The organism is Maritalea porphyrae (genome assembly GCF_027213965.1).
GTDB classification, from domain to species: Bacteria; Pseudomonadota; Alphaproteobacteria; order Rhizobiales; family Devosiaceae; genus Maritalea; species Maritalea porphyrae_A.
Window position 1 is genome coordinate 209,275 of the sequence record NZ_JAPWGX010000001.1, and the last position, 25,030, is coordinate 234,304.

General features: G+C 50.9%; 28 protein-coding genes. 14 read left to right on the forward strand and 14 right to left on the reverse strand.

Annotated features, from left to right (window positions below; genetic code table 11):
* Nucleotides 1-14 precede the first annotated feature (14 nt).
* Complete coding sequence (locus tag O4H47_RS01300; protein WP_269392123.1) at nucleotides 15-464, reverse strand: GNAT family N-acetyltransferase; 450 nt, start codon at nucleotides 462-464, stop codon at nucleotides 15-17.
* Between the two features lie 383 nt (nucleotides 465-847).
* Between O4H47_RS01300 and rpsF the strand changes: the two genes are divergently transcribed.
* From rpsF to O4H47_RS01350, 10 genes are all read left to right on the forward strand, one after another.
* Nucleotides 848-1,216, forward strand: coding sequence for a 30S ribosomal protein S6 (rpsF, locus tag O4H47_RS01305; protein ID WP_269392124.1), 369 nt, complete (start codon nucleotides 848-850; stop codon nucleotides 1,214-1,216).
* A 13-nt stretch (nucleotides 1,217-1,229) separates the two neighbouring features.
* Nucleotides 1,230-1,484, forward strand: coding sequence for a 30S ribosomal protein S18 (gene rpsR / locus O4H47_RS01310; protein WP_419719579.1), 255 nt, complete (start codon nucleotides 1,230-1,232; stop codon nucleotides 1,482-1,484).
* Nucleotides 1,485-1,556: 72 nt separating this feature from the next.
* Nucleotides 1,557-2,162: a 50S ribosomal protein L9 gene (rplI, locus tag O4H47_RS01315; protein ID WP_269392125.1), complete on the forward strand. Its 606-nt coding sequence runs from the start codon at nucleotides 1,557-1,559 to the stop codon at nucleotides 2,160-2,162.
* Between the two features lie 181 nt (nucleotides 2,163-2,343).
* Entirely contained in the window at nucleotides 2,344-3,822 is a 1,479-nt protein-coding gene (locus O4H47_RS01320) for a replicative DNA helicase (RefSeq protein WP_269392126.1), read from the forward strand.
* Nucleotides 3,822-4,946 (forward strand): alanine racemase, encoded by a 1,125-nt coding sequence (gene alr, locus O4H47_RS01325; protein WP_269392127.1) that lies wholly within the window; start codon nucleotides 3,822-3,824, stop codon nucleotides 4,944-4,946. The genes O4H47_RS01320 and alr overlap by 1 nt, the downstream gene beginning before the upstream one ends.
* 2 nt (nucleotides 4,947-4,948) lie before the next feature.
* The gene (radA, locus tag O4H47_RS01330) at nucleotides 4,949-6,346 is read left to right on the forward strand and encodes a DNA repair protein RadA (RefSeq protein ID WP_269392128.1); all 1,398 of its coding nucleotides are present in this window, start codon (nucleotides 4,949-4,951) and stop codon (nucleotides 6,344-6,346) included.
* 79 nt (nucleotides 6,347-6,425) lie between these two features.
* Nucleotides 6,426-7,010 (forward strand): CvpA family protein, encoded by a 585-nt coding sequence (locus tag O4H47_RS01335; protein ID WP_269392129.1) that lies wholly within the window; start codon nucleotides 6,426-6,428, stop codon nucleotides 7,008-7,010.
* Between the two features lie 106 nt (nucleotides 7,011-7,116).
* Nucleotides 7,117-8,628 carry an amidophosphoribosyltransferase gene (gene purF, locus O4H47_RS01340; protein ID WP_269392130.1) on the forward strand — a complete coding sequence of 504 codons (1,512 nt, stop codon included), beginning with the start codon at nucleotides 7,117-7,119 and terminating at the stop codon, nucleotides 8,626-8,628.
* A 3-nt stretch (nucleotides 8,629-8,631) separates the two neighbouring features.
* A complete protein-coding gene (locus tag O4H47_RS01345) occupies nucleotides 8,632-9,366 on the forward strand; it encodes an SDR family NAD(P)-dependent oxidoreductase (protein ID WP_269392131.1) in 735 nt (244 codons plus the stop codon).
* Nucleotides 9,363-9,521 (forward strand): hypothetical protein, encoded by a 159-nt coding sequence (locus O4H47_RS01350; protein WP_269392132.1) that lies wholly within the window; start codon nucleotides 9,363-9,365, stop codon nucleotides 9,519-9,521. The genes O4H47_RS01345 and O4H47_RS01350 overlap by 4 nt, the downstream gene beginning before the upstream one ends.
* Before the next feature lies 1 nt (nucleotide 9,522).
* On the opposite strand, the gene O4H47_RS01355 is transcribed toward O4H47_RS01350, so the two are convergent.
* The 3 genes from O4H47_RS01355 to O4H47_RS01365 all read right to left on the reverse strand — a co-directional run bounded on the left by O4H47_RS01355 (nucleotide 9,523) and on the right by O4H47_RS01365 (nucleotide 11,705).
* Complete coding sequence (locus O4H47_RS01355) at nucleotides 9,523-10,287, reverse strand: 2-phosphosulfolactate phosphatase (RefSeq protein WP_269392133.1); 765 nt, start codon at nucleotides 10,285-10,287, stop codon at nucleotides 9,523-9,525.
* A gap of 1 nt (nucleotide 10,288) precedes the next feature.
* A complete protein-coding gene (locus O4H47_RS01360) occupies nucleotides 10,289-10,906 on the reverse strand; it encodes a LysE family translocator (RefSeq protein WP_269392134.1) in 618 nt (205 codons plus the stop codon).
* A 478-nt stretch (nucleotides 10,907-11,384) separates the two neighbouring features.
* Nucleotides 11,385-11,705 carry a hypothetical protein gene (locus O4H47_RS01365; protein WP_269392135.1) on the reverse strand — a complete coding sequence of 107 codons (321 nt, stop codon included), beginning with the start codon at nucleotides 11,703-11,705 and terminating at the stop codon, nucleotides 11,385-11,387.
* A 526-nt stretch (nucleotides 11,706-12,231) separates the two neighbouring features.
* On the opposite strand from O4H47_RS01365, the gene O4H47_RS01370 reads away from it, so the two are divergent.
* Complete coding sequence (locus O4H47_RS01370) at nucleotides 12,232-12,831, forward strand: LysE family translocator (RefSeq protein ID WP_269392136.1); 600 nt, start codon at nucleotides 12,232-12,234, stop codon at nucleotides 12,829-12,831.
* A gap of 141 nt (nucleotides 12,832-12,972) precedes the next feature.
* Here the strand turns inward: O4H47_RS01370 and O4H47_RS01375 are convergent, their stop codons facing one another.
* The 3 genes from O4H47_RS01375 to O4H47_RS01385 all read right to left on the reverse strand — a co-directional run bounded on the left by O4H47_RS01375 (nucleotide 12,973) and on the right by O4H47_RS01385 (nucleotide 15,823).
* On the reverse strand, nucleotides 12,973-13,560 hold the full coding sequence (locus O4H47_RS01375; protein WP_269392137.1) for a DJ-1/PfpI family protein: 588 nt from the start codon (nucleotides 13,558-13,560) through the stop codon (nucleotides 12,973-12,975).
* 83 nt (nucleotides 13,561-13,643) lie between these two features.
* A complete protein-coding gene (der, locus tag O4H47_RS01380) occupies nucleotides 13,644-15,110 on the reverse strand; it encodes a ribosome biogenesis GTPase Der (RefSeq protein ID WP_269392138.1) in 1,467 nt (488 codons plus the stop codon).
* A gap of 26 nt (nucleotides 15,111-15,136) precedes the next feature.
* The gene (locus O4H47_RS01385) at nucleotides 15,137-15,823 is read right to left on the reverse strand and encodes a tetratricopeptide repeat protein (RefSeq protein ID WP_269392139.1); all 687 of its coding nucleotides are present in this window, start codon (nucleotides 15,821-15,823) and stop codon (nucleotides 15,137-15,139) included.
* A gap of 150 nt (nucleotides 15,824-15,973) precedes the next feature.
* Here O4H47_RS01385 and O4H47_RS01390 point away from each other — a divergent pair, with 150 nt between their 5' ends.
* Complete coding sequence (locus tag O4H47_RS01390; RefSeq protein ID WP_269392140.1) at nucleotides 15,974-16,321, forward strand: TraR/DksA family transcriptional regulator; 348 nt, start codon at nucleotides 15,974-15,976, stop codon at nucleotides 16,319-16,321.
* A gap of 3 nt (nucleotides 16,322-16,324) precedes the next feature.
* Here the strand turns inward: O4H47_RS01390 and O4H47_RS01395 are convergent, their stop codons facing one another.
* From O4H47_RS01395 to O4H47_RS01405, 3 genes are read right to left on the reverse strand one after another with little or no spacing between them, the layout of a single operon-like run.
* Nucleotides 16,325-16,891: an NnrU family protein gene (locus tag O4H47_RS01395; RefSeq protein ID WP_269392141.1), complete on the reverse strand. Its 567-nt coding sequence runs from the start codon at nucleotides 16,889-16,891 to the stop codon at nucleotides 16,325-16,327.
* Nucleotides 16,892-16,924: 33 nt separating this feature from the next.
* Complete coding sequence (locus O4H47_RS01400) at nucleotides 16,925-17,359, reverse strand: SRPBCC family protein (protein WP_269392142.1); 435 nt, start codon at nucleotides 17,357-17,359, stop codon at nucleotides 16,925-16,927.
* Nucleotides 17,360-17,391: 32 nt separating this feature from the next.
* Nucleotides 17,392-18,321 (reverse strand): LysR family transcriptional regulator, encoded by a 930-nt coding sequence (locus O4H47_RS01405; protein WP_269392143.1) that lies wholly within the window; start codon nucleotides 18,319-18,321, stop codon nucleotides 17,392-17,394.
* Between the two features lie 91 nt (nucleotides 18,322-18,412).
* On the opposite strand from O4H47_RS01405, the gene O4H47_RS01410 reads away from it, so the two are divergent.
* The gene (locus O4H47_RS01410; RefSeq protein ID WP_269392144.1) at nucleotides 18,413-19,354 is read left to right on the forward strand and encodes an SMP-30/gluconolactonase/LRE family protein; all 942 of its coding nucleotides are present in this window, start codon (nucleotides 18,413-18,415) and stop codon (nucleotides 19,352-19,354) included.
* Nucleotides 19,355-19,514: 160 nt separating this feature from the next.
* On the opposite strand, the gene guaA is transcribed toward O4H47_RS01410, so the two are convergent.
* The 3 genes from guaA to O4H47_RS01425 all read right to left on the reverse strand — a co-directional run bounded on the left by guaA (nucleotide 19,515) and on the right by O4H47_RS01425 (nucleotide 22,234).
* Entirely contained in the window at nucleotides 19,515-21,074 is a 1,560-nt protein-coding gene (guaA, locus tag O4H47_RS01415; RefSeq protein WP_269392145.1) for a glutamine-hydrolyzing GMP synthase, read from the reverse strand.
* Nucleotides 21,075-21,151: 77 nt separating this feature from the next.
* Nucleotides 21,152-21,670, reverse strand: coding sequence for a GNAT family N-acetyltransferase (locus O4H47_RS01420; RefSeq protein ID WP_269392146.1), 519 nt, complete (start codon nucleotides 21,668-21,670; stop codon nucleotides 21,152-21,154).
* A gap of 12 nt (nucleotides 21,671-21,682) precedes the next feature.
* A complete protein-coding gene (locus O4H47_RS01425; protein WP_269392147.1) occupies nucleotides 21,683-22,234 on the reverse strand; it encodes a helix-turn-helix domain-containing protein in 552 nt (183 codons plus the stop codon).
* Between the two features lie 256 nt (nucleotides 22,235-22,490).
* Here O4H47_RS01425 and O4H47_RS01430 point away from each other — a divergent pair, with 256 nt between their 5' ends.
* Nucleotides 22,491-23,939 (forward strand): DEAD/DEAH box helicase, encoded by a 1,449-nt coding sequence (locus O4H47_RS01430; protein WP_269392148.1) that lies wholly within the window; start codon nucleotides 22,491-22,493, stop codon nucleotides 23,937-23,939.
* 237 nt (nucleotides 23,940-24,176) lie between these two features.
* On the opposite strand, the gene O4H47_RS01435 is transcribed toward O4H47_RS01430, so the two are convergent.
* Complete coding sequence (locus O4H47_RS01435; protein ID WP_269392150.1) at nucleotides 24,177-24,992, reverse strand: hypothetical protein; 816 nt, start codon at nucleotides 24,990-24,992, stop codon at nucleotides 24,177-24,179.
* Between the last annotated feature and the right edge of the window lie 38 nt (nucleotides 24,993-25,030).

Genomic DNA, 25,030 nt, shown 5'->3' on the forward strand with positions numbered 1-25,030 from the left:
GGATTTTTGGCGTTTTATAGCTGAATATCGTAGGTAAGCCAGTCCGTTTTACGCGCCACATGATCATATAGACCGCGCGCCCGGTAGTTATTGTCGGCTGTCACCCAGCGCACGATCGAGTTTTGGTTGTCCACCGCGAACTGTCTAATGTGCGCAATCAGAGCTTCAGCGGCGCCTGTGCCACGGCTATCTGGGTCCACATAAAGATCATCAAGAAACAAACCGGTGCTTGCGGCCAGTGGACGCGCAAACTCACGACAGTGCGCCAAGCCCACGAGGTCTGCATTTTTGTCGATAGCCACCAGCCCAAAAAGACTGTTGGCATCAGCATGCAGCCAAGACCAGACTTTGTCGCGCATTTCTTCTGTTTGGGGAGAATTGTAAAAACGCGCATATGCGCCATAGAGTTCGCCCCACGCGGCGCGGTCCGCTTGTTCTAGAGCGCGAACTTGGACTTTTGTCATAACTGGCCCCTTTAAAAACGCAAACGCGCATTACTGATGTGAATGCGCGGATACTCGGCTCCCATTTTATGCTGGTGGAGGCGCTTGGTGCAAGTTTTGCAAACTTTTATGCACGGATCTGTTTCACTTCACCGCCAAATTGGCGCAAAAAGTGAGGAAATGCTTGCATTCCAAGATGAGTCGACGTACATAGCGCCAGTTCGTTTGGCCGGGGGCTGAACGGAGGGTCGATTTGTTTATTCAGATCGAATGATATCAGGAACGGTATCGGCCTCCCGTGTTCCCGCTCTTTGTGAAATTCTTTTGGACGCCTTTTGTGGGTTTCCAAATTGGCTTTGCGCCGGCGGATGAACAGACACGTAACACAAACAAAGGCGATTTATATGCCACTATATGAGCATATCTACATGGCTCGTCAGGACGTTTCGACTGCACAAGTTGAAGAACTGACTAAGACATTGAGTGAAATGATCACTTCAAACGGCGGTACAATCGGCAAGACAGAATATTGGGGTCTTAAGTCCCTGACATTCCGTATCCGCAAAAACCGTAAAGCGCACTACACATTGCTTAACATTGAAGCGCCTGCTGCTGCAGTTGCTGAGATGGAGCGCCAAATGCGCATCAACGAAGACATCCTTCGTTTCATGACTGTTCGTGTAGACACACACGAAGAAGGTCCTTCTGCAATGATGCAAAAACGTGACGACCGCGGTGATCGCGGTGAACGTCGCGGTCCACGTCGCTTCTAAGGAGATTTAAAAGATGGCTATTCGTGATCTAACAACCTCTCAAGCACGTCGTCCGTTCCAACGTCGTCGCAAAACTTGCCCATTCTCTGGCGCGAACGCTCCAAAGATTGACTATAAAGATGTTCGCTTGTTGGGACGTTATGTTTCAGAGCGCGGCAAAATTGTCCCAAGCCGTATCACTGCTGTTTCTGCAAAGAAACAACGTGAATTGGCCCGCGCGATCAAACGTTCGCGTTTCCTTGGTCTTTTGCCATACGTGGTAAGCTAAGCCCAGATTGGGCGTTGGGGCTTAGTCCCCTAACCGTTTCAGATTGAAGCGGGACAGCAATGGAGAAATAAAATGAAAGTTATCCTTCTTGAGCGTGTTGGTCGCCTTGGCACCATCGGCGATGAAGTATCTGTAAAAGACGGCTTTGCGCGTAACTTCTTGTTGCCACAAGGTAAAGCACTTCGCGCAAACAATGCGAACCGTGCTCGTTTTGAATCAGAGCGTGACCAAATTGAGCAACGCAACGCAGAACGTCGCGACAACGCGATGGCAGTTGCTGAAGCTGTAAACGGCCGCAAAATCACAATGATCCGTCAAGCTGGCGAAACTGGGGTTCTTTACGGATCTGTTTCATCACGTGACATTTCAGATGCTTTGATTGCCGAAAACATCCAAGTGGCTAAATCACAAGTTGATTTGAGCTTGCCGATCAAAAACGTTGGTTTGCACAATGTTGTTTTGAATTTGCATGCTGAAGTTGATTCATCGATCACTGTAAACGTTGCTCGTTCTGCTGATGAAGCTGAACGTCAAGCAGCTGGTGAAGACATGACTGTTGTTTCTTACGAGGACGATGCACCTGTTGCTGAAGTTGTTGAAGAAGAAGCAGACGCAGAAGCTGGTGAAGAAGCCGCTGCTGAGGCTGACGAAGCAACAGAAGAAGAAGCAACAGCGTAAGCTTTACTTTTTCCTTTGAGTTCAGAAGGCCGGGTTCGCCCGGCCTTTTTTGTTTGATGCAGTTTTTTCCCCACTAATCACAACCTATCTGGCTCGAATCGAATACAATCGATAGTGAGCATTTGTTTTGCTTGTGCGTAAGCAGTTGATGGTCAACAGTGGGTCGTGATTGGAGGCGGAAATGGAAGCGGTTCAGCAGTTACATCCTGAAGAGGCAGAATATCGTCTTGCTCCCCACAATGTGGAAGCCGAGCAAGCGCTTTTGGGCGCGATTTTGGTAAATAACGAAGCGTTTGACCGTGTTTCTGACTTTTTGCTGCCCGAACACTTCTACGAACAAGTCCACGCTGACGTTTACCAGGTACTGTCCAAAATCATTCGCACTGGCAAACGGGCGACACCGATTACCGCAAAGACATTTTTGCCGGACGAGTTTACGGGCGACATGTCGATGTCTCAGTATCTGGCCCGGTTGGCCGCTGAAGCCACGACCGTTCTGAACGCCTCAGACTATGCTCAAACAATCTACGACCTCGCCATCCGGCGCAAACTGATCGAGGTTGGCGACAATCTATCCAACGAAGCCTATACCGCCGACGTGGATATGCCCCCCAACAAGCAAATTGAAGACGCGGAGAAAGCGCTTTTCGAGTTGGCCGAAAAGGGGCGCTATGATGGCGGCTTTGTCAATTTTGATACAGCACTGCGCGACGCGGTAAATTTGGCGGGCGAAGCGTTTAAACGCGATGGCGGCCTTTCTGGTATTTCAACCGGATTGAGCGATATGGATCGCGTGATGGGCGGTTTGCAAAAGTCAGATTTGATTATTCTTGCGGCACGGCCTGCGATGGGCAAGACCTCGCTTGTGACCAACATCGCCTTTAACATCGCCAAAGCGTACGAGCCACAAACGATGCCCGACGGGCAAATCAAGGCCAAGAATGGCGGCGTGGTGGGCTTTTTCTCGCTGGAGATGTCATCCGAACAGCTCGCAACCCGTATTTTGGCCGAACAAGCTGAGATTTCTTCTTCGGACATTCGTCGGGGTACTATTCACGAGAGCCAGTTCTCTAAATTGGTGGAAGCCAGCCAAGAAATGGCAAAGGCACCGCTCTATATTGACGATACTGGTGGCTTAGCGATCTCGCAGTTGGCGGCCCGTGCGCGTCGGCTAAAACGGCAAAAAGGCCTCGATTTGATGATCGTTGACTATTTGCAGCTACTTTCAGGTTCTTCAAAGAACGCGGGCAACAGGGTGCAAGAACTAACCGAGATTACTACGAGCTTGAAAGCCCTGGCCAAAGAGCTAGAAGTGCCTGTGATCGCGCTGTCTCAGTTGTCTCGTCAAGTTGAATCACGCGATGACAAACGACCACAGCTAGCGGATTTGAGGGAATCAGGTTCTATTGAGCAAGATGCGGACGTGGTGCTGTTCATCTATCGTGAAGAATATTATTTGAAGAACAAGATGCCCAAAGAAAACACGCCAGAGTTTTTTACTTGGCAAGCAGAAATGGAACAAGTTGCGGGACGTGCGGAAGTGATTATTTCCAAACAGCGTCACGGACCGACCGGCACTGTTCAGTTGCACTTTAACGCCAACATCACACGTTTTGGCAATTTGGCGCGGGAAGACTATCTCCCAGAACAGTTGGACTAATGGATCAGTTGGCGGCAATCAGTTCCGGGCACTTGCGGATTGACCTTGATGCGATCGGTCGCAATTGGTCAGCGCTTGATAAAATATCCCCGGGCACCCTCACCGGTGCCGTGGTGAAAGCCAATGCTTATGGCCTTGGTTTGGAACCTGTCGCCAAAGCGCTTTCCCGCGCGGGGGCACAATTCTTTTTTGTCGCCAACCCTGAAGAAGGCTTGATGCTGCGCAAGGCATTGCCCAACGCGCATATCTTTGTTCTTGGCGGATTATGGCCCGGCGCTTCAGATCTTTATGCGGCACAGCGACTCATGCCAATCCTACATTCCATGGGAATGCTGGATGAATGGCTAAATTTTTGCGTTCAGCAAGGCGAGGCTTATCCAGCGGCATTGAATTTTGACACCGGTATGAACCGAACAGGCTTTCGCATGAGCGACGTCAATTGGGTTCGCCAACAAATGCAGCGTTCTGGTTATCAACCTCAAGTCATTATGAGCCACCTTTGCTGTGCGGACGTTCAAAATCACGAAAAGAACCGCACCCAATTGGCGCTGTTCCACTCCATTATGGCCCATTTTCCGGACACGCCTGCTTCTTTAGCCAATTCGGCGGGATTGATGGCAAACAAAGCCAATCATTTCCAATTGGTGCGCCCTGGCATTGCCCTTTATGGTGGCCGCGCGATTTCTGGCCGCAAGAACCCAATGTCCTCAGTTGTGAGTTTGCATGTACCGATTTTGCAGGTTCGTGATGGCAAGACGGGCGAAACGGTCGGCTATGGCGCAGAATATACTTTGCAGCGGGATAGCCGCATCGCAATCATATCGCTTGGCTATGCGGATGGATTTTTGCGCTCTGCAAGCAGTTCAAACTCTCGTCAGGGTGCAAAATTGGCCATCAATGGCCATTTGGTGCCCGTTCTTGGCAAAGTGTCGATGGATTTAGTTGCCGTAGACGTAACCGGATTTGGACTTAATGGCCCGGTGCCTGGTGAGATGGTTGAGGTGCTTGGCCCAACGGTTTCTGTCGATGATTTGGCGGATGCTGCCGGCACCATCGGCTATGAAATTCTAACAGGCCTGAAAGGGCGCTATCACCGCACCTACTTTGGCAGCGAGATCGAATAGAAATGTCCAAATCACGCACGCAATATGTTTGCCAGGCTTGTGGCAATGTCACCGGCAAATGGGCTGGACGTTGCGAAAGCTGCAGCGAGTGGAATTCCATTGTTGAAGAGCAAACCAACTCAGGTGTTGGCAGTGGTCCTAAATCTGCGGTTGCCTCTGGTCGTCCGGTCGAGCTGGTTGCGCTTTCTGGTTCCAGCGAAGATGCCAAGCGCGTTTGCACCAAAATCGCCGAACTTGACCGTGTAACCGGCGGCGGCTTTGTTGTCGGTTCTGCCATTTTGGTTGGTGGTGAGCCGGGGATCGGCAAATCAACAATTCTATTGCAAGCCGCCGCAGCCCTTGCCGACCAGGGTTTGAATGTTGTCTATTTTTCAGGTGAGGAAGCCATTGCCCAAGTGCGATTGCGTGCATCACGTTTGGGCGTCAACAATTCGCCCGTGCAGCTGGCCAGCGAAACCCACGTCGAGACCATTCTGGCGACACTTGAATCTGCGGGCAAACCAGATCTTGTGATTATTGACTCTATCCAAACCCTATGGACCGAGCGCATCGACAGCGCGCCGGGCACTGTCACTCAAGTACGTACCAGCGCGCAGGCAATGACACGTTTTGCCAAAAAGTCAGGCGCCGCGGTTGTTTTGGTGGGTCACGTCACCAAAGATGGCCAAATTGCTGGACCACGTGTTGTAGAGCATATGGTTGATGCGGTTTTATATTTTGAAGGCGATGCTAGCCACAATTTCCGCATTTTGCGCGGCGTGAAGAATCGTTATGGCGCAACGGACGAAATTGGCGTGTTCGAAATGGCGTCCGAAGGTTTACGCGAAGTCGCAAATCCATCCGCCCTATTTCTTGACCAACGCGACAAAGAAGCGTCCGGTTCTGCGGTTTTTGCAGGCATGGAAGGCACAAGGCCAGTTTTAGTTGAAATTCAAGCGCTTGTTTCCCCTTCACCACTTGGCACACCGCGCCGGGCGGTAGTCGGTTGGGATTCGGCCCGCCTATCGATGGTGCTGGCCGTATTGGAAACCCATTGCGGCGTTCGAATTGGCGCAAACGATATCTATTTAAACGTTGCAGGTGGTTTGAAGATTTCTGAGCCAGCCGCAGATTTGGCCGTTGCCGCTGCACTTGTGTCCTCATTAACGAATGCCCCCCTTCCCGCCGACGCGGTATATTTTGGTGAAGTGAGCCTTTCCGGTGGCGTGCGCCCAGTCTCGCACAGTCAAACGCGCCTCAAAGAAGCAAACAAGCTTGGATTTGGGTTGGCCGTCACCGCTTTTGGCAAAGAGAAAGACAAAGACGGGGCAATCGAAACGCGCCGATTTAAACAACTGGCGGATTTGGTGGCACAAATCGCATCCCGTGCAAAGCGCCCCATTAACAAAGATGACGAGTGAACGCTTGGCTTTATCGTCAATTGCGGTTAAATGAAATGCAAATTCGACCGCTGAGTTTTCGTGAGGGAATAGTCTTAGAATGATTACCGCATTTGATATTGCCGTTGGCTTGATCGTTTTGGTTTCAGCCTTGTTGGCCACCATGCGGGGACTAACCCGCGAAATACTATCGCTTGCAACATGGGGTGGTTCTGCACTGTTTGCCTGGTGGATGTTTGCAAATAATCCAGATCTTGCACGCCAATATGTAGCGGAGCCATTGGTTGCAGACATTGCGACGGTCCTTGTGAGCTTTATTGTTGCGCTGATTGTGTTGCATCTGTTGACCATGTGGATCGCCGACCTTGTGGGCGACAGCAAAATTGGCCCACTCGATCGTTCGCTCGGGTTCATCTTTGGTGGTTTACGCGGCATTTTGATTGCTGTTGTGTTTGTAATTTTTGGTCAGTGGTTGTTCCAATCTGTGGTCAACGACTGGGGCAAAGAAAGCAAAACACTGCCTATGCTTTCACAGTTGGGCGAAGATTTGATCGCTGCCCTACCTGAAGATCTGGAAGATATGGTCAGCGAAACTCTGCGCGGGCGCTCCCCTCAACCCGAAGCTCCGGTTGTAGAGGGCACCGACGAATTGGAAGAAGAACTTCCAACCGAAACTTCGACCTAATGGTCAAAGGTTTGTAAAAACCAGTCGGCTTGTTGACTCCATTGCCGCATGGGCGTAATCAGCCGACAAGCATTGCATGACAATGAAATGACATAGGTGGAAACCGTTGGCGCACTCCTCTCACCCGGCTGGCAATGCCAGCGAAAATGACGTTTTTGACCTTGAAGGTGACACGTTACATGAGGAGTGCGGTGTATTCGGCATCCTCCAACACAAAGACGCAGCGGCACTGACCGCGCTTGGTCTTCACGCTCTCCAACATCGCGGTCAAGAAGCTGCAGGTATCGTAACCTACGATGGCACACGCTTTCACTCTGAGCGGCGCATGGGCTTGGTGGGTGATCATTACACTGATCCCCAGATGCTCGAGAAGCTACCCGGCGATGTTGCTTTGGGTCACAATCGATATTCAACAACTGGCGAAGTTGCGTTACGCAACGTGCAGCCATTGTTTGCCGAACTTAGTGTTGGCGGCATTGCGGTGGCGCACAATGGCAATTTCACCAATGCATTGAAATTGCGTCGCGAGATCATCGCAAACGGTGCGATTTGCCAGTCCACATCAGATAGCGAAGTTGTGCTGCACCTGATTGCGCAATCCAAGAAAGAAGGCTCCGTCGCTCGCTTTGTGGAAGCGATTTCTCAGATGGAAGGCGGCTATGCCTTGATCGCCATGACCCGCACCAAAATTATGGGTGCTCGCGATCCATTTGGTATCCGCCCACTCGTTTTGGGCGAACTGGACGGTGCCCCGATTTTGGCATCTGAAACCTGCGCTCTGGACATAATCGGCGCGAAGTTTGTGCGCGATGTTGAAAATGGCGAAGTCATTGTTTGTGAAAAGCAATCTGATGGCTCTGTGAAGATAACCTCTTCCAAACCGTTTGAAGCCAAACCAGAACGCGTTTGCTTGTTCGAATATGTTTATTTCGCCCGCCCTGATTCATTTGTTGCGGGGCGCTCGGTTTATAATGTGCGCAAAGCCATGGGCCGCAACTTGGCCCGCGAGGCGCCTGTGCAAGGCGATGTTGTGGTGCCTGTGCCAGATGGCGGCACCCCAGCTGCAATCGGGTACGCACAAGAAAGCGGTATCCCGTTTGAATTGGGCATCATCCGCAACCACTATGTGGGTCGGACCTTTATTGAACCAAGCCAGCAAATTCGCGCCTTTGGGGTGAAGCTGAAGCACTCCGCCAACCGCGGCCAATTGGATGGCAAGCGCGTGATATTGGTGGATGATTCAGTGGTGCGTGGCACAACGTCTACCAAGATTGTGCAATTGGTGCGCGATGCGGGTGCCAGCGAAGTGCACTTGGTCGTGGCCAGCCCAAAAATCACCCATTCAGATTATTACGGCATTGATACGCCAGATCCTGAAAAGCTATTGGCTAATCAATACACAGACCATGATGAAATGTGTAAGTTTATCGGCGCCGATTCTTTGCATTTCTTATCTGTTGATGGGCTATATGATGCGGTGGGCGGTGCGCCTCGCGATCCGAAAAACCCTCAGTTTACTGACCATTATTTCACCGGAGAGTACCCTACTCGTCTGGTCGATTTAGAAGCGGAAAACGGCAAACTGAAACAAACTTCCATGCTGCGAGAGGCTGGCTAATTCATGTCTGACAACAAAGATTTGGCTAATCGCGTCATCCTGATTACTGGCGCATCGCGCGGCATTGGATATTTTACCGCAATTGAAGCGGCGAAGCGCGGCGCGCATATTATTGCTGTCGCCCGCACTATTGGCGGTTTGGAAGAGCTGGACGACGAAATCCAAGCGGTTGGTGGTTCTGCCACCCTTGTGCCCCTCGACATTGCTGATGGCGACAAGATCGACCAAATGGGTGGATCGATTTTTGAACGTTGGGGCAAGCTTGACGGTCTCATTGCCAATGCGGGTTTGTTGGGCATTATCAGCCCGGTTCCGCACATTTCCCCCAAGGAAGTAAAGAATGTTTTCGACGTCAATGTGATCGCCAATTTCCGGCTTTTGCGTTCGCTTGATCCTTTGCTGCGTGCATCCGACGCTGGTCGAGCGGTCTTTGTGTCCTCTTCTGCTGCTGAGACGGGCAAACCATTTTGGGGCCTTTATGGTGCCACCAAAGCGGCGGTGAATGCGATGACGGCGTCTTATGCTGGCGAAATGGAAAGCTCCACCGTTAATGCAAATGTGTTCTATCCCGGTGCGGTGCGCACGGGCATGCGCGCAAAAGCTGTTCCAGGTGAAGACGCTTCTACATTGCCACACCCGCGTGAAATCGCGCCTAAATTGATCGATATGGTTGTTCCTGAAAACCAAATGAACGGGCAGATTTTCGACATTCGCACAAATGCTTATCGGCCATTATGAAGCGCTTTGGGTTCGTCTTTGGTGGCGTGATCCTTTTGTGTCTTGGTATTTGGCTGGGCATGCATATTGAGCGGTGGTTGATTGTTGATTCCTGTCTTGATGGTGGCGGTGCGATCAATATTGAGCGCGGCTTTTACAATTGTGTATTTGAATAAATCAACGGCTTTCGTACCGGCAAACTTGCATATCTAAGACCGTTTCTGAGGGTACATCATTGCCATTCAAACCAATCTCACGATAGGTGCGCGCTTCGCGCATTAAAGTGGGCACAACGTCGCTCACATCCAGCTTGGCGGCCCATTCCACATCTTCAACAAACCCGCGTTCGATTAGTTCTTTGCCAGATAGACAATCAGCAAGGCTGTCATATAAGTTTCCAGCAAGGGATTGGAATGAGGCAACAGCAAGTTTTGCTTCGGCACTCAAGTCCCACCCATCGCTGAAATAAGAAGCGATTGCACCTGCGGCGACCCAATCTTCAAATGCCGGGCGCAATGTGCCGTCTGTTTGCCAACGTTCGCCTGCTGCTACAATGATCACATTCTCGCCCAAGCGCTGTGCGACTTCTGTGACGGATTTTGCATTGCGCAACGCGCCGCTCAACACATGTTTTTGGCGCGCAAACAGCGTCAGGTTGGAGCCATTTGGCGAGGGCAAGACAATGCGTTGCCCCTCTGTTAGCTGGTTCAACGAAGGTGGCGAAAGCGACAGACCTTGCCCTTTTCGCTTGCCAACAATTTGTAAATCCAGCAATTGCGCAAAGCGTTTTGCCCCGTCGCGCAACCCAAATGGGTAGACGGTTGCCCCGCGTGAACAAGCCACGCTGAGGGCTGACGAAAAGCTGAGGCAATCAACAATCACCGCCGTTTGCGCGTCAGCGTCGAGCGCCCGTTCGCCCCACTCAACGTGCACACGGGCCATTTTAGTGCGCCCGCAGCCCGATCACGATGGCGGCAGTGCCGATCAGCGCGGCGGCGGTGCGGTTCATGATTTTATAAACGCGCGAAGACTTAAGCCATTCGCGCGCGCCTGATGCCAGTAACGCATATGGTGTCAAAACCGTCACAAGAATAAAGAATGTCGCCACAACAACGATTGAAAGTTCACCCGCGCCGTACGCGCTCAAGTCCAAAAGCACCGGCACCAGTGCCAAATAGAAGAACATTGGCTTGGGATTGCCCATGGTGATCAAATAACCGTTTAGCATGGATGCAAAACCAGAGCGTTTGGACGACCCTTCATCGGCTTTGAGTTCGGATGTGTTGGTCCAAAACTTCCACGCCAAAAACAAGAGATAAGCAACGCCGATATAGCGAATAACGGTAAACGCTTCCGCATAGAGTTCACTAATGGCGGCGAGCCCCAAAACGGCCATCACCAACCATGTTGTATCGCCAAATGCAATCCCGATGATCATCGGCATCGCGCGTTTTAAGCCGCCACCAAGGGCCGTGCCAATCAGCGCCATAACGCCAGGGCCAGGAATGGCCACTGCAATAGCAAGCGCAATACAATATGTCGCAAGGGTTGCGAATGTCATTTGAGGAACCTCGAAATGGGATGGTAAAGCACGAACCTTAGGCTTGGTGGAGATTTTGGTCAATCGCGTTTATGGCACCTGCGGGTTTGCCTCCGCCGAACTTTCTTCGCGGAGCTGATCGAGTTTGCAAGGCGCGAGGCGGTTTTTCGTCTCGAATAGGGTAGTGAATGAGGAGACGTAAAACGCCTCGCGCAAATGACCGCTGCACGAATTGATTTCAACCCGGGGTGCTAAACCCTTTTATCCCCTTACCAACGCCACAGAGCCGTGATGAAGCATTGACTGCTCGGCCTGTCAAAAGTTTCGGATGGTCATCAAACCACCAGCGGTTTACGGTTATCCTCGGTGTCGGACTGGTCAAATTCAATTCGTGCGAACAACAAACGTCTTGTTGCTCAGCCATCCCCTGAGTTTTGAACTTTAGCCGTTCCTGCGCACATTTTAAGTGAGCAGATTATGGGCCTCTGTTCGCCGCCCCTCACTCGTCAGTGATCTGCACGGCTTCAAACTCAGGTGCGATAATATTGGCATGTGTTTTCTGGGGGAGGATAAGTTTTTTCGTATTTGAGCTGAAATGGCCCCGCATCAAGTGCGGGGCGGTACGGGCGGGAAATGTGGTTTCAACGTGCGCTGTCTCTCCCATGATGCAAACTTGCGCATTGCCCTCATCCTGAGCTTGTCGAAGGATGAACCGCACAGCACAGCATTCATGGTTCGACAGGCTCTCCATGAGGTTGGGTGTTGCGTTTGGATCATTAGACGCCGCATCAAGTGTGGGTGATGTGGTTTCAACTTGCACCGTCCCGCACTTGATGCGGGACCACACTGCAGCACAACGGGTTCGGCCCTGCACTTGGTGGGCAAAGCAATCATTGAACAGCCAACACTACCACTCCCCCGCGCGTCATCCCGGATATCGGCAGAGATCCAGGAGAGAACATCCTTAGGAAAGGCACTCTTGGTTTGCTCCGGCCTGGATCCCTGCCTACACAGGGATAACGGGCAGGAAGTAATCTTGCGCATTGCCCTCGTCTTTGCCTCGCTCGTCAACTTCTTCCATATCCCTCTCGTCACCCTCGGGCTTGACCCGAGGGTCCATGATGAATCGGAATGGGGTAAAGCTGCCTGAATACCACCAAAGCTGAAACAAGCAGCACAGCCAAATGGATCCCCGGGTCAAGCCCGAGGATGACGATGGAGGAACTAAGCATGTGTGAAAGTGATAGTCAGGCTGCCGTCATCAATTCTTGTGATGCCACATCCAAAAAATGAATTTCTCAAGCCGCTAAACTCGTGTCAGCATGAGGAACAACGGAGACAGCAAAATGCTCTTAGGCTTCATCATTGCGACCATCGTCATCACCCTTTCACCGGGCCCATCGATTATTCTGCTGCTGGTCGTCAGCCTCAGACGTGGGGCAATGGCGGGGATAAAGTACAGCGCCGGGGTGATTTCCGCCGATACAATTCTGATTTCGCTTAGCTTGTTGGGCCTTGGGGCGTTGATGCAAAGTTCGGTTTTGCTGTTTAACGCGGTGAAATGGGCGGGCATTGCATATTTGATTTATCTTGGGATCAAGCAATTGCGGGCGAGCGCAGATGTGGATGTTGCGGCAGCTGAAGTGTCAGCTTCACCCTACTTGCAAGGGCTGGGCACCACGCTGCTCAACCCAAAAGCCATCGGTTTTTTTGTGGCCTTCTTCCCGCAGTTTATTGACCCCAACCAAGCCTTTTGGCCGCAATTGATGTTGCTGGGGCCTTTGTTCCTGAGCATGGTGTTTGTGATGTTTTCCATAATCGCCGTTTTGGCATCGCACACCAAACTGCTGTTTGAAAGCCGTGGCGGACAGCAAACCTTGAAGTTTGGTTCGGCGTTTGGGTTGATCGGCAGTGGATTTGCGGCAGCGTTTGCACAGCGGGTTTGAGGCCCCCCAAACTAGATTTCGGCAAAAACCCAGCCTAAAACCACTTCGCTTTTTCCTATCGTGATAAGGATTATAGCCACCGCGTAGCCACATGCGGATGGGGACGCCAGCCAAATTGAAGGCTTCTCCGTAGACAGTTGGTCAGGTAGCGTTCAGATCTGACCCAAATTCAGCGGCCATCATGGCTTTGAATTGCGCGATTGTACTTTGATCCATGCCAATACTATCGTAGACGGCGGCGGCAAAGCTTACGGGAGCGGTGCCGGGGGCAGTTATAATACGGTTCGCTGAGACTGCGGACGGGCTTTTGAGGTAGTGTTCAGTCCCCGCATAGTCCCGTGCATTTTGAGTGAGATAATCTGGATCATTAGACGTGTGCGGCCCCTCATTTAGCAGGCCAGCACGCGCCAGCGCGAGGGTTCCGCCACAAATTCCAGCGACCACAGTCCCACTAGAGTGTTGTTGGTTGAGCAGGTTTCGGATATCCGGCGATTGATCCGTCGTCCAGATCATACCACCTACAACAACAAGTGCGTCTGGTTGCCAGTCTTGCAAGTTGTCTAGGTTTTCAGAAACCTGTGCGCCTAAGCCGCCTTGCGAGCGGACTTGTCCGGCAACTGGAGTGAAATATTGAACTTCAATCCCGTAAAACGGGCCTGCGGTTCCGCCAATTAGGGCATATTCCCAATCAGCAAAACCTTGGGTGAGCAATAAGGCAATTTTAGACATCGACACGGTCTTTCTCAAACGATTCACATGAGAACATAACGTGAACGGCTAAAGTTGGCAAGAATATTAGACCGGTCAACCGCCTAATACCGCTTCGCTTTTTCCTTATCGTGATAAGGGTTATCGCCACCGCGCAACCACATGCGGATGGGGACGCCAGCCAAATTGAAGGCTTCGCGCAGACCGTTGGTCAGGTAGCGTTCGTAAGATTTTGGCACCGCATCTGGGCGCGATGAGAAGATGATGAAACTCGGTGGCCGGGTTTTGGCTTGGGTCATATAGCGGAAGCGCAAGCGGCGGCCGGAAACCGCTGGGGGTGGATGGCTTTCGGTCTTTTCCATCAACCATCGATTCAAGCGGGCGGTGGAAATCCTTGAATTCCAAGTCTTTTCTACCTTAAGTACAGATTCCATCAAGCGATCGATGTTTTTGCCGCGCAGGCCAGAAAGCGTAACCAGCGGCACGCCTTTAAGCTGTGGTAGCAAACGCTCACATGATTCTTGCATGTCTTTGAGGTGTTCTTGCTTGTTCTTTACCAAGTCCCATTTGTTGAGCGCGATCACCAAGGCACGGCCTTCGCGTTCCACCAAATCGGCAAGTTGCAAATCTTGTTTTTCAAACGGCACTGTTGCATCAAGCATAAGCACAACAACTTCGGCATATTGAATGGAGCGCAACGCATCGGCTACGGAAAGCTTTTCGAGCTTTTCCTGCACTTTGGCGCGCTTGCGAATACCGGCGGTATCCACCAAGTTGATGGTACGGCCCTGCCATTCCCACGGCACCATAATCGCGTCGCGGGTGATACCGGCTTCGGGGCCGGTCAGCACGCGCTCTTCGCCAACCATTTTGTTGATCAGGGTAGATTTGCCGGCATTTGGGCGGCCAACAATCGCCACGTTGAGGAAGCGCGTTGGGTCATATGTGCCCTTGCCGTCTTCAACGCCTTTGCCGTCTTCGTCCAACTCCACGTTGATTTCTGGCATCATGGATTCGTCGAGCTGGGCGACGGCCTTCTCAAATTCTTCTTTGCCTTCTTCAAGCACTTCAGCGGCCGCTTCAATAGCCGTTGCTACAATGTGGTAAAGGTCTGCAAGGCCAAGACCATGCTCAGCAGAAAGCGCAACAGGGTCGCCAAACCCAAGTTTATAGGCTTCAAACAGGCCAGCTTCAGCGGCGCGGCCTTCAACTTTGTTGGCCAGCAAGGTCACTTTTTTACCCGCTTTGCGCAGCAATTTGGCGAAATGCTCGTCCATTGGGGTGACGCCAGCGCGCGCATCAATCATCATCAAAATGACATCGGCTTCTTGAATGGCGGCTTCGGTTTGTTGGCGCATACGACCTTCAAGCGTTGCGTCATCCGCATCTTCATAACCAGCGGTATCGATAAGCGTAAAGGTAAGATCGCCAATGCGGCCCTCACCTTCGCGCCGGTCACGGGTTACGCCTGGTGTATCATCAACCAGCGCCAGCTTTTTGCCCACCAAGCGATTAAACAAAGTGGATTTGCCGACATTGGGACGCCCAACGATCGCAACAGAAACAGACATTTAGGGCTCCAGTAAAGCGCGTCAGATTACTCTGACGCAGCCTCGGCAGTTGGGCCAACGCCTTGCGCGGTCAATTGGCCAAGATAAAGTGAAACACGCAAACCAAGGTCTTGCGGTGTTAATGGGTCAGCGGCAATGGCGTCAAACAAAACGCGCGCGTCAACATAATTGCCGGCTTTATAATGTGCTAGGCCAATGGCTTCGCGCGCTGCGTTGCGCAATGGGTGCGTTTCAACTTGCATATCGCCAACCCGTTGGGTCACAGCAAGCGGATCGCCACCATCAACCAGCAAATAGGCTGCAAAAACTGCTGCCAATTCACGCAGGCGCGTGTCAGCAGATGTGCTCATGAGCTGGTCATAAGCTGCAACGGCTTCAGCTGTTTTGCCTTCTGTCGCCAACAGGGCTGCAGAGCGGAATTTTGCTAACACGGGGTATTGGCCCGAGCCAGAATTGATGACTTCTTGCAAAGCGGTTTGGCCACCAGCAACGTCGCCGTTTTCAACAAGCTCAAGGGCTGCGGTGAATTGTTCCGCACCACGGTTGGCTGTTGAAGTTTGCCACCAACGCCAAGCTTCATTGCCCGCAACTATGAGAATAATGACAAGGGCAACGCCAATCACAAATGGGCCAAACTGGCGCCATAGCTTGTTCATGCGTTCATTGCGCAATTCTTCGTCTACTTCGCGGAAAACATTATCTGTATCAGACATACTTGGAGCTCTTTATTCGGGCAAGTTCAGGTCGTGCACCATAGTGCGGGCTTTGGGAAAAAGCAATTTGAGAATGCAGCAAAACACCCATTTAAACCAACATTGCGATGTGAATTTGCAATCTGGGTAAATGCGAGGCAGAATCGATGGATGGATGCGCAGGAAATTGAACGGTTTGGTGGGCTTTTAAAGGATAGAAAGCACGACCTTGAACAGCAAAATCAAATGAGCGCTGAAGCGCGTGATACGGTTGCGCTTGATCAACAGTCTGTTGGGCGACTTTCGCGAATGGATGCCATGCAGGGCCAAGCGATGGCGCAGGCGCAGGAACGCCAACGTTCAAAAGAGCTGATGCGCATTGAGCAAGCCCTCACCCGCATGCAGAACGATGAGTTTGGCTATTGTGTTGAATGTGGGGATGCGATCAGCGGAAAACGGCTGGAGGTTGATCCAGCCGCATTGTTTTGTCTTAAGTGCGCACAAGCGAATGAGCGCTGAGCGCTAGATTGGCGAAACGCCGATCAACCAGCCGTGCAAGAAAAACACAAAAGCTAAATAGAGTACGGTGCCGCCAACTATAGCTTTGACGTCGTTGATCCAAGGCCCAGCAACTGGGGTCGGGTCGCCCCGGCGTTTAACCGCAATGCGGTTCCATACACTCCATGCCAGGAATGAGCTGAATAGAATGAGCGATGCGAGATCGCCATTGGCAAGCAAATGCGCGAGGGCCCAGATTTTGACCCCCACAAGCATGGGGTGCTTAAGGATAGCCTTGATTTTGCCCGCTGGGGTGCTTGATGCGGCGAGCGCAACAAAAGAAAACCACATCAATGTCAGCGTGATGTGTTTAACAAATGTTGGCGGCTCATAAATGAACATGGCGTCAGGTCTTGCCTGAATGAAGCCCCAAATGATGAGGGCAAGCCCCACAAAAACGGCTAAAGCGTATGGGCCTTTCCAGCCCTTTTCACCACGCGCCGCAAGTTGTTTGTCTCGCCATTCCGGCGCGACCATGCGTATTGAATGCACGCCAAGAAATATTACAATGCCAAGTATCAACCAAAGCATTTAAGCCTCCCAATCCTTTTGTGAGTTCTCTATTTAGGTGGGCTTGTGGCCTTCCACAACCGCCTTGAGCATTTTAAGCTGAACGCTGTCGGCTTTTTTGATCACAGATTTAAGCAAAGGCTGCATGAGCACCATCAATCCCTTTGCTTCGCACGTTGCATTGAGCGTGATGCTCGTGCCTTCTCCATCAGCGTCGATTTGATAAACATAGGTCGCAGAAAAATTTCCGCGCGTCGAACGATAGGCGATCAAGATCAGTGGAACGTAATCCACCACGGGAGAGAATAGGCTTTTGCCCCCTGAGCGGTAACACAATGGGTTTTCTGGTGAAGTGTGCTCACCATTTGCCGTATGCACGTTTTCAATGGCGGGCATCCACAAAGCCATCTTTTGCGGATCGGTCAAATGCGCCCACACAACATGCACAGGCGCTGCGATTTTTTCTTCAACTGCGAAAATTTCGGACATGGTTCTCCCCCTATTTGGGCAGATTATGTCACTTATCTCGACGTAACGGTACCCGTTGGCTTAGTCAAATGGCCGATAAAACTATCGCCGTGTGTGCCATCAAACAGATTTTTGTCATTCAATATGAGTGTACTCAGAAATTTGGCAAAAACTTGCAGACGCGGTGTTTGGCGCATATTTGGATTGTATAGAATCCATAGATCGCGATCTTTTACAGACTGGAATGGCGCCACGCGTTGTAACATTTCATCATCGTCTCCAATGCGGCATGGCAGTTGGGCAATCCCCATCCCTGCTTGTGCGGCTGTATGCATAGCGGCGTTCGACTTTACGCGCGGACCAGTCTTGGCATCGGGGTAAAACCGTTTAACCCAATCTGGCCGACCCTTTGTATTGGTTCGACCAATCCAACGATGGGGCTTTTCAATATTCATTTGGCGCGCGTCCAAGTATGTTCGCGCTGCATAAAGGGCCAAATGGCGCGCCACAAGACGCCGCCCAACTAAGCCCTCCGCTGGATCAGCTGTTACCCTTAAAGCAATATCAGCATTGTGTTTTTTAATGCTCACGATCTGATCATCACTATCAAAATTCACCATGATATCCGGGTACTCATCGTGAAACGCCTGCATTCTGGGCAAGATCACCGTCAGGAGTAGATATTCTGGCGCAGAAAACGTGACTTCACCAGAAAGGCGCTTATCGCTTGCGCGCACAATTTGATCGGCGTCGTTGAGCGCCGTTTTCATGGTCGTTGCCGCTGAAATCATCACCAAACCGGCTTCGGTCAGTTCGTATCCATCTGGATTGCGTTCAAACATCACAGCGCCCAATCGCTCCTCCAACGCAGCAAGTCGTCGTGAAACGGTGCCATGATTTACATTCAAGATTCGCGCGGCACGCGAAATGTTCTTTGCCTCATTGATTGCTAACAGAAAACGATAATCATCCCAATTGTTCATTGATACTTTTTGCACCTCTTATGTGCAGTTTCCGATAATTTACGCACACTAGCACAGCAAATATGGTCGGTCATCTTTGAAAGGACGTGTTATGAAATTTATATCTTTATCGCTGCGCAGCGTTTTTAGTGCCCTGGTTGCTCTAGGCATATCGATTGCTCCCGCAATTAGCGAGGAGCGAGGCCGACTGATCTTGCCAGAAACTGCGGCGTTTCCAGAAAGCATTGCCATCGACAAAAGCGGCGGCATTTACACTGGTAGTGTAACAATGGGCAACATTGTTTACATTTCGGCGGACGGAACAGATAAACTCTTCGTTAGAGGTGGTACAAACGGCGCGATCTCCATCGGTGGCTTGCTGTTGTCAAACGAGCAAGACACACTCTATGCTTGTAGTTCAGATTTAGGTTTGAATGGATTTAGCGGCAGTGCGGCAACGGGACTATTGGCGTTCAGCACCTCAAGTGGTGAATTGATCGCGCGCTGGGATTTTCCCGGTGGTGGGCTTTGCAACGACATTGCTCAAGCTCCTGATGGCACATTGTATGTTTCAGATTCATTTGTGCCCCGTGTTCTAAAACTGCCTACGGGTGCAGACGCGTTTGAAACCTTTTTGCAAGACGAACGTTTCAGCGGAGAAGGTTTCAATTTGAGCGGCATTACCCTGCTGGGGGATTCACTCATCTTAGCCAAATTCAACACCGGTCAATTCTTTCGAGTTGATCTCGCAAATGGTCCTGCATTGGCACAGGTAATTCAGCTAGATCAGCCCATTTTCGCACCTGATGGGCTACGCACGCTGAATGACGACACGATCTTGGTAGCAGCGGCAAGTGGTCAAATTGCCCGCCTGAAGATTGATGGATTGAAAGCGAAGGTGATCCCACAAAATTCTTCTTTTGACGGGCCAACTTCTTTGGCGCTGCATGAAGGCAAGATTTATGTTGTTGAAGGCCAATTGAATAAGCTACCCGCCTTTGATCCGTCGGCTATTGCGCCAAACCAGTTCACCATTTCAATAATCAACCAATAAAAAAGACGGCGCATCGATGATGCGCCGTTTGTGATTTTTGGGCCATTTCTCAGGTGTCAGACGTTCCGTTTGATCGGTTAACAGCCCCAATTCTGCGCTGGCTTCAGGCGTTCGCAACTCAAATTGGTCCACCGGACCAATTTGCCCTAAAGGTCGTTGCTCACTCCCATTCAATGGTGCCCGGTGGTTTTGACGTGACGTCATAAACCACGCGGTTGATGCCTTTGACTTCATTGATGATGCGGGTGGCGGTGCGGCCAAGGAATTCCATATCGTAGTGATAGAAATCAGCGGTCATGCCATCAACAGATGTCACAGCACGCAATGCACATACAGATTCGTAAGTGCGGCCATCGCCCATCACGCCAACAGTTTGCACCGGTAGCAAGACGGCGAATGCTTGCCAAATCTTGTCGTATTGGCCTGACTTGCGGATCTCATCGAGATAGATCGCATCTGCTTTGCGCAAAATGTCGGCTTTTTCTTTGTTCACGCCGCCGGGGCAGCGAATGGCAAGGCCGGGTCCGGGGAACGGGTGACGGCCAACAAAGCTGTCGGGCAGACCAAGTTCACGGCCCAATGCACGCACTTCGTCTTTAAACAATTCGCGCAATGGCTCAACGAGTTTGAGGTCCATTTTTTCTGGCAAACCGCCCACATTGTGGTGTGATTTGATGGTCACGCTTGGGCCACCAGTAAAGGATACACTTTCGATCACGTCGGGGTATAGCGTGCCCTGGGCCAAGAATTTTGCGCCGCCAACTTTTTTGGCTTCTTTGTCGAATGTTTCAATGAACAAGCGGCCAATGATTTTGCGCTTTTCTTCGGGGTCAGATTTGCCATCCAACTCGCCCAAGAATTCGTCAGCGGCATCAACATGGACCAATGGAATATTGTAGTGATCACGGAAAAGGGTCACCACCTCTTCAGCTTCGTTCAACCGCAACAAGCCATGATCCACAAAGATGCACGTCAGCTGGTCGCCAATCGCTTCGTGAATAAGCACAGCCGCAACAGATGAATCAACACCACCAGACAGGCCGCAAATAACCTTTGCATCGCCAACCTGATCGCGGATTTGTTGGACCGCTTGTTCGCGATAAGCGCCCATAGTCCAATCGCCTGTGCACCCACAAATGTCCATGACAAAGTTTTTATAGAGCTGGGCGCCATTGGGGGTGTGGTGCACTTCGGGGTGGAATTGCACGGCCCACATGCGGCGCTCTTCATTGGCGATCACGGCCAATGGTGCGCCAGAAGATGTGGCTACAATTTCAAACCCTTCAGGAATTTTAGTGACGCGGTCACCATGGCTCATCCAAACCTGTTGTTCACCACCAACCGGCCATTCATCACCAAAGATCGAGCAAGCTTTTTCGATTTTCAGCGTTGCACGACCATATTCTGCATCATGACCCGCCTCAACGTTACCGCCAAGCGAGACGCATAAAGCTTGCTGACCGTAGCAAATGCCAAGAATTGGCAGGTTTGCGTCGAGCAGAGATTGGTCGATGTGGGGGGCATGTTCATCCAGCACACTGGCAGGTCCGCCAGAAAGGATGATACCACGTGGGTTCATGTCCTTTAGCGCCGCTGCTGCACTCGAAAATGGATGGATTTCGCAATAGACATTTAACTCCCGCAAGCGCCGCGCAATAAGCTGGGTAACTTGTGAGCCGAAGTCTACAATGAGGATGCTTTGGTGATCTTTTGCTGTCATGGCGAGGCTTTAGCGTCAAATGTTAGATTCCGCAACCATCAAAACGCGAAAAACCCAGCATTTTTACGCGGCCACGCCTAAATCTGTTTGTACATGTAAGTTGTGGCGTGAAAATCATCACCGACTGCGTTTTTTGCATAGTTGGGGATGATCCCCGCAGTCTTATATCCAAGCGAGGCATATAGTGGCTCCGCGCTATCACCAGTGCGGGTATCCAGCGTAATCAGGGTACGCCCCAACTTTACAGCCAACCCCTCAAGCGCAGACATGATTTGGCGCGCAACGCCACGTCGCCTAAAGGCCGGATGAACCATGAGTTTTGAGATTTCAACCCGATGGGGCTGATTGTTAGGCATCCTAACAATAAGCTGACCAGTGCCTGCTAAACGGCCTTCTTCCACCGCAACAAACATTATGCGATCTCCGGACAGAAGCGCAGATTTGATGTTGCTCAGCCAAAACGCTGCTGCGTCTTCTTGCGACAAAGGCATAACAAACCCAACCGCGCCATCTCCGGCAACCGTTTGTTGTAGCGTTTCAACCAATCCATCAAGGTAAAAGTCAATTTCATTGGGGGCGATTTGTTGAATATTCATGGCGAGCACTTTTCAGATGAGAACAAGGAGATATGTGGCAGAACAAGTGGGTAGCGTTTTGAACCGCGACGCGCTGTGCAACTGATAGCGCAGGCAATCGCCTGTTTTTAAAGCGTAGGTTTGATTATCGAGATGGACTTCAAGCTCACCTGCTTCAACGATGAGATGATGCTCTAGCCCGGCAAGTGAAGGCTGATCATAGGAAATTTCGCGGCCAGGTTGTAATGTGCAGCGGATGACCTCCCCTTTTAGGGCCAGGGCGGGCGGCGAGATGTTGGTTCGGGTGAAGCCCGTGTCTTCGTCGCGCCAAATAGTTTGATCCTGTGCCTGCACCAAAGGGGCAAACTGATCTTCAACCATCGACATCAAACGCGACATGGGTAATTTGTAGACAGCACATAATTTGCCAAGCACTTCAGCGGTGGGGCTTACCTCGCCTTTTTCCAAACGCGAAAGAGATGCGCGACTAACGCTGCTTAAGGCGGCCAAATCATCTAACGAATAGTCATGTTCATGTCGCAATTGCTTGATACGTTGTGACAATCGTGTGGATAGATCAGACATGCGAATTCTCTTTTATAAGAAATTTTCTCATATTTGAGATAACGCATTTACCCTTTGTGGTCAATAAGAAGAGCGATTTCACACGCATAGCTGCCCTGCGCGAATAGTGCTTGACTTAACAATCAACATTCGACAATAAAGCGCCACCTTGAATTCGGTCGATGTTGGCCGATGCGTCGACTAGCGGTGAAAGCCGTTTTGCAAGTTCGATCAATGATGATCAAATGCAATGTAGTAGGCGTCAAAAATTGGAAAGATGCCTCCTTTGACATTTGATATGTTCGGTTTTAGCCAGCCGATCCTAAACTGTTTGGCTGACCTAAATTACTCAGAACCAACTCCTATTCAGTCTCAAGCGATCCCTGCGGCGCTTGAAGGCCGGGACATTGTTGGTCTTGCGCAAACTGGTACCGGTAAAACCGCTGCCTTCACTTTGCCCACCATTTCTCGTCTTGCTGAAAATATTCCGGCAACGAAAAAACGTAAAATTCGCGCTTTGATCGTTTCGCCTACTCGCGAACTTGCTGCGCAAATCCACGACACAATCAAACGCTTTACGCCTAAGGTGCCATTGCGTTCTGCGATTATTGTTGGTGGTGTTTCTTACCACAAACAAAAACATTCACTGCAGCACGGCGTTGACATTCTTGTTGGCACGCCAGGCCGTTTGATCGATATGATCGATCAAGGTTTTGTTGATCTGAGCGCTGTTGAAACTGTGATCTTGGACGAAGCTGACCAAATGCTTGATATTGGCTTCTTGCCAGCGATCAAAAGCATTTTGGAGCTTTTGCCAAAAGAACGTCAGACCATGCTTTTCTCTGCAACGATGCCGAAAGAAATTCGCAAGCTGACAAATTCGCACCTGACAAACCCATTGGAAATCTCTGTCATTCCTGAAAAGCGTACTGCTGACCGGATTGAGCAAAAAGTGATTTCAATTGGCCAAAAAGCCAAAATGGAAGCCATTAGCGATTTGTTGCTTGAGTATGAAGGCGAGCAAATCATCGTTTTCACCCGCACCAAACATGGCGCGGACAAAGTACAAAAGCGTTTGACTGTTTCAGACATTCGCGCTTCTGCCATTCACGGCAACAAATCACACAACCAGCGTGAACGCGCCCTCAACTCTTTCCGTCGTGGCAACACACGGGTTTTGGTGGCAACAGACATTGCTGCGCGCGGCATTGACGTTCCAGGTGTTGGCTTGGTTGTGAACTACGATATGCCAGAAGTTGCTGAAAGCTATGTGCACCGTATTGGCCGTACGGCCCGTGCTGGCGAAAGTGGCGTTGCAATTTCCTTGGTTTCAACCGAAGAGCTTGGCCTGTTGGGCGATGTGCAGCGCATGCTGAACATCACAATCCCAGCAACCGATTCAAGCGGTGAAGTTGTTGAATTGGACATTCCACGTTCAAACGGCAAAAAACAGCCATTCCGTCGTCGTTCTGGCGGTGGTGGTGGCGGTCAGCGTCGTCCACGTGGTTCAGATGGCAACCATCGCAAAGGCAATGGCGGTAAGGGCGGCAAGCCTGAAGGTCGCGGCGGCGAGCGTTCAGAAGCGAAGCGCGGCGATAAGCCTTTCGCACGCAAACCAAATCGTGATGGCCAAAAACGCAATGGACCTCCAGGTGGCAAACGCCGCAGTGGTGGCGCCGGCGGTGCTGGTGGCGGCAACCGTTCACGCGGACCAAAAGTTGCCTAAGGCAAATTGATGTGAGAATTAAAAAAGGCCGGTGAATTTCACTGGCCTTTTTTTGTTGGGGTGGTGGTGTAATGAATGCCGAGTTTTTTATTCACCTAACAAAACATCTCACGCTTAAACCTCGTCTAAAGCATCAGATTACGCGAAACAATTCTGCCTAAAGCAACCGCTCGACAACTCTAAAACCGGAACCGCATATTCTTGACCCTCTCCAAAAGCACGACGCCGATCGCTACATCAGATTTCGCAAAGCTTTGTCAAGCCAGGCCGCGTCAGTTGGGAGGTGGGGCGGCTGGGACTAGCTAATTCGGACAAGATTTTTGTGAGTGGGCCGACGTATTTTTCGTCATCAGTTGCAAAAATGAGCATAGACAGCGAACTCTGAAACTTGATTATCGCTCCAACCAAACCCTGTTTGTCGGTATTATAGTGTAACGAAAACTGTCCTAGGGACACTTTCGTTCCCTGCTGTAGCTGACCAAAGCAGGGCATTATTGCCAGTGAGGAGTGGTAAATGTCTGTCGGCATTCCAACATTCAAGTACCACTCTGTGAAAAGTATTCCGTTCATGTTGATAGGTCGATCACATAGCTCCGAAAATGCGGCCATTGCCATCTTTTCCGCAAACAAATCCAAGTGTGCCCTAGTTGCAATCCCATTTACTTTTACTTCACGAGCTGGCTTCAATATCCCATTCTCATTTACATAGACATTCTGCGACGATCCTTGACTTGTAAGTTCTTCCATAACCCTCGGTGCGCGCTGGTTCACCGAGCCTACAATAGCCTCAAGCTTATCTGACTTCCAAGCGGTCTTTGACGAAGGCTCGATTACCGCAAACATCTGCGCAACGGCGTCAACCCCACGCGTGTTTTGATTACAGTTGCAACAGCAAGCAAATACCCAGCCACTTGGCCGGTCCTTGCGTTCAAACATTCCTCTGGGCGGCATGTGCTCAATGGTGAACGGTCCTTTCGAAGGGCAATAAACGCATCGCTCCGCTCTTTTCAGGATGTCATCATGCTTTCTTGCTCTAGACCTACTCTCGCTCATGAAAACTCTTTCTGCAAAACTCAAATCGACGCAATTGC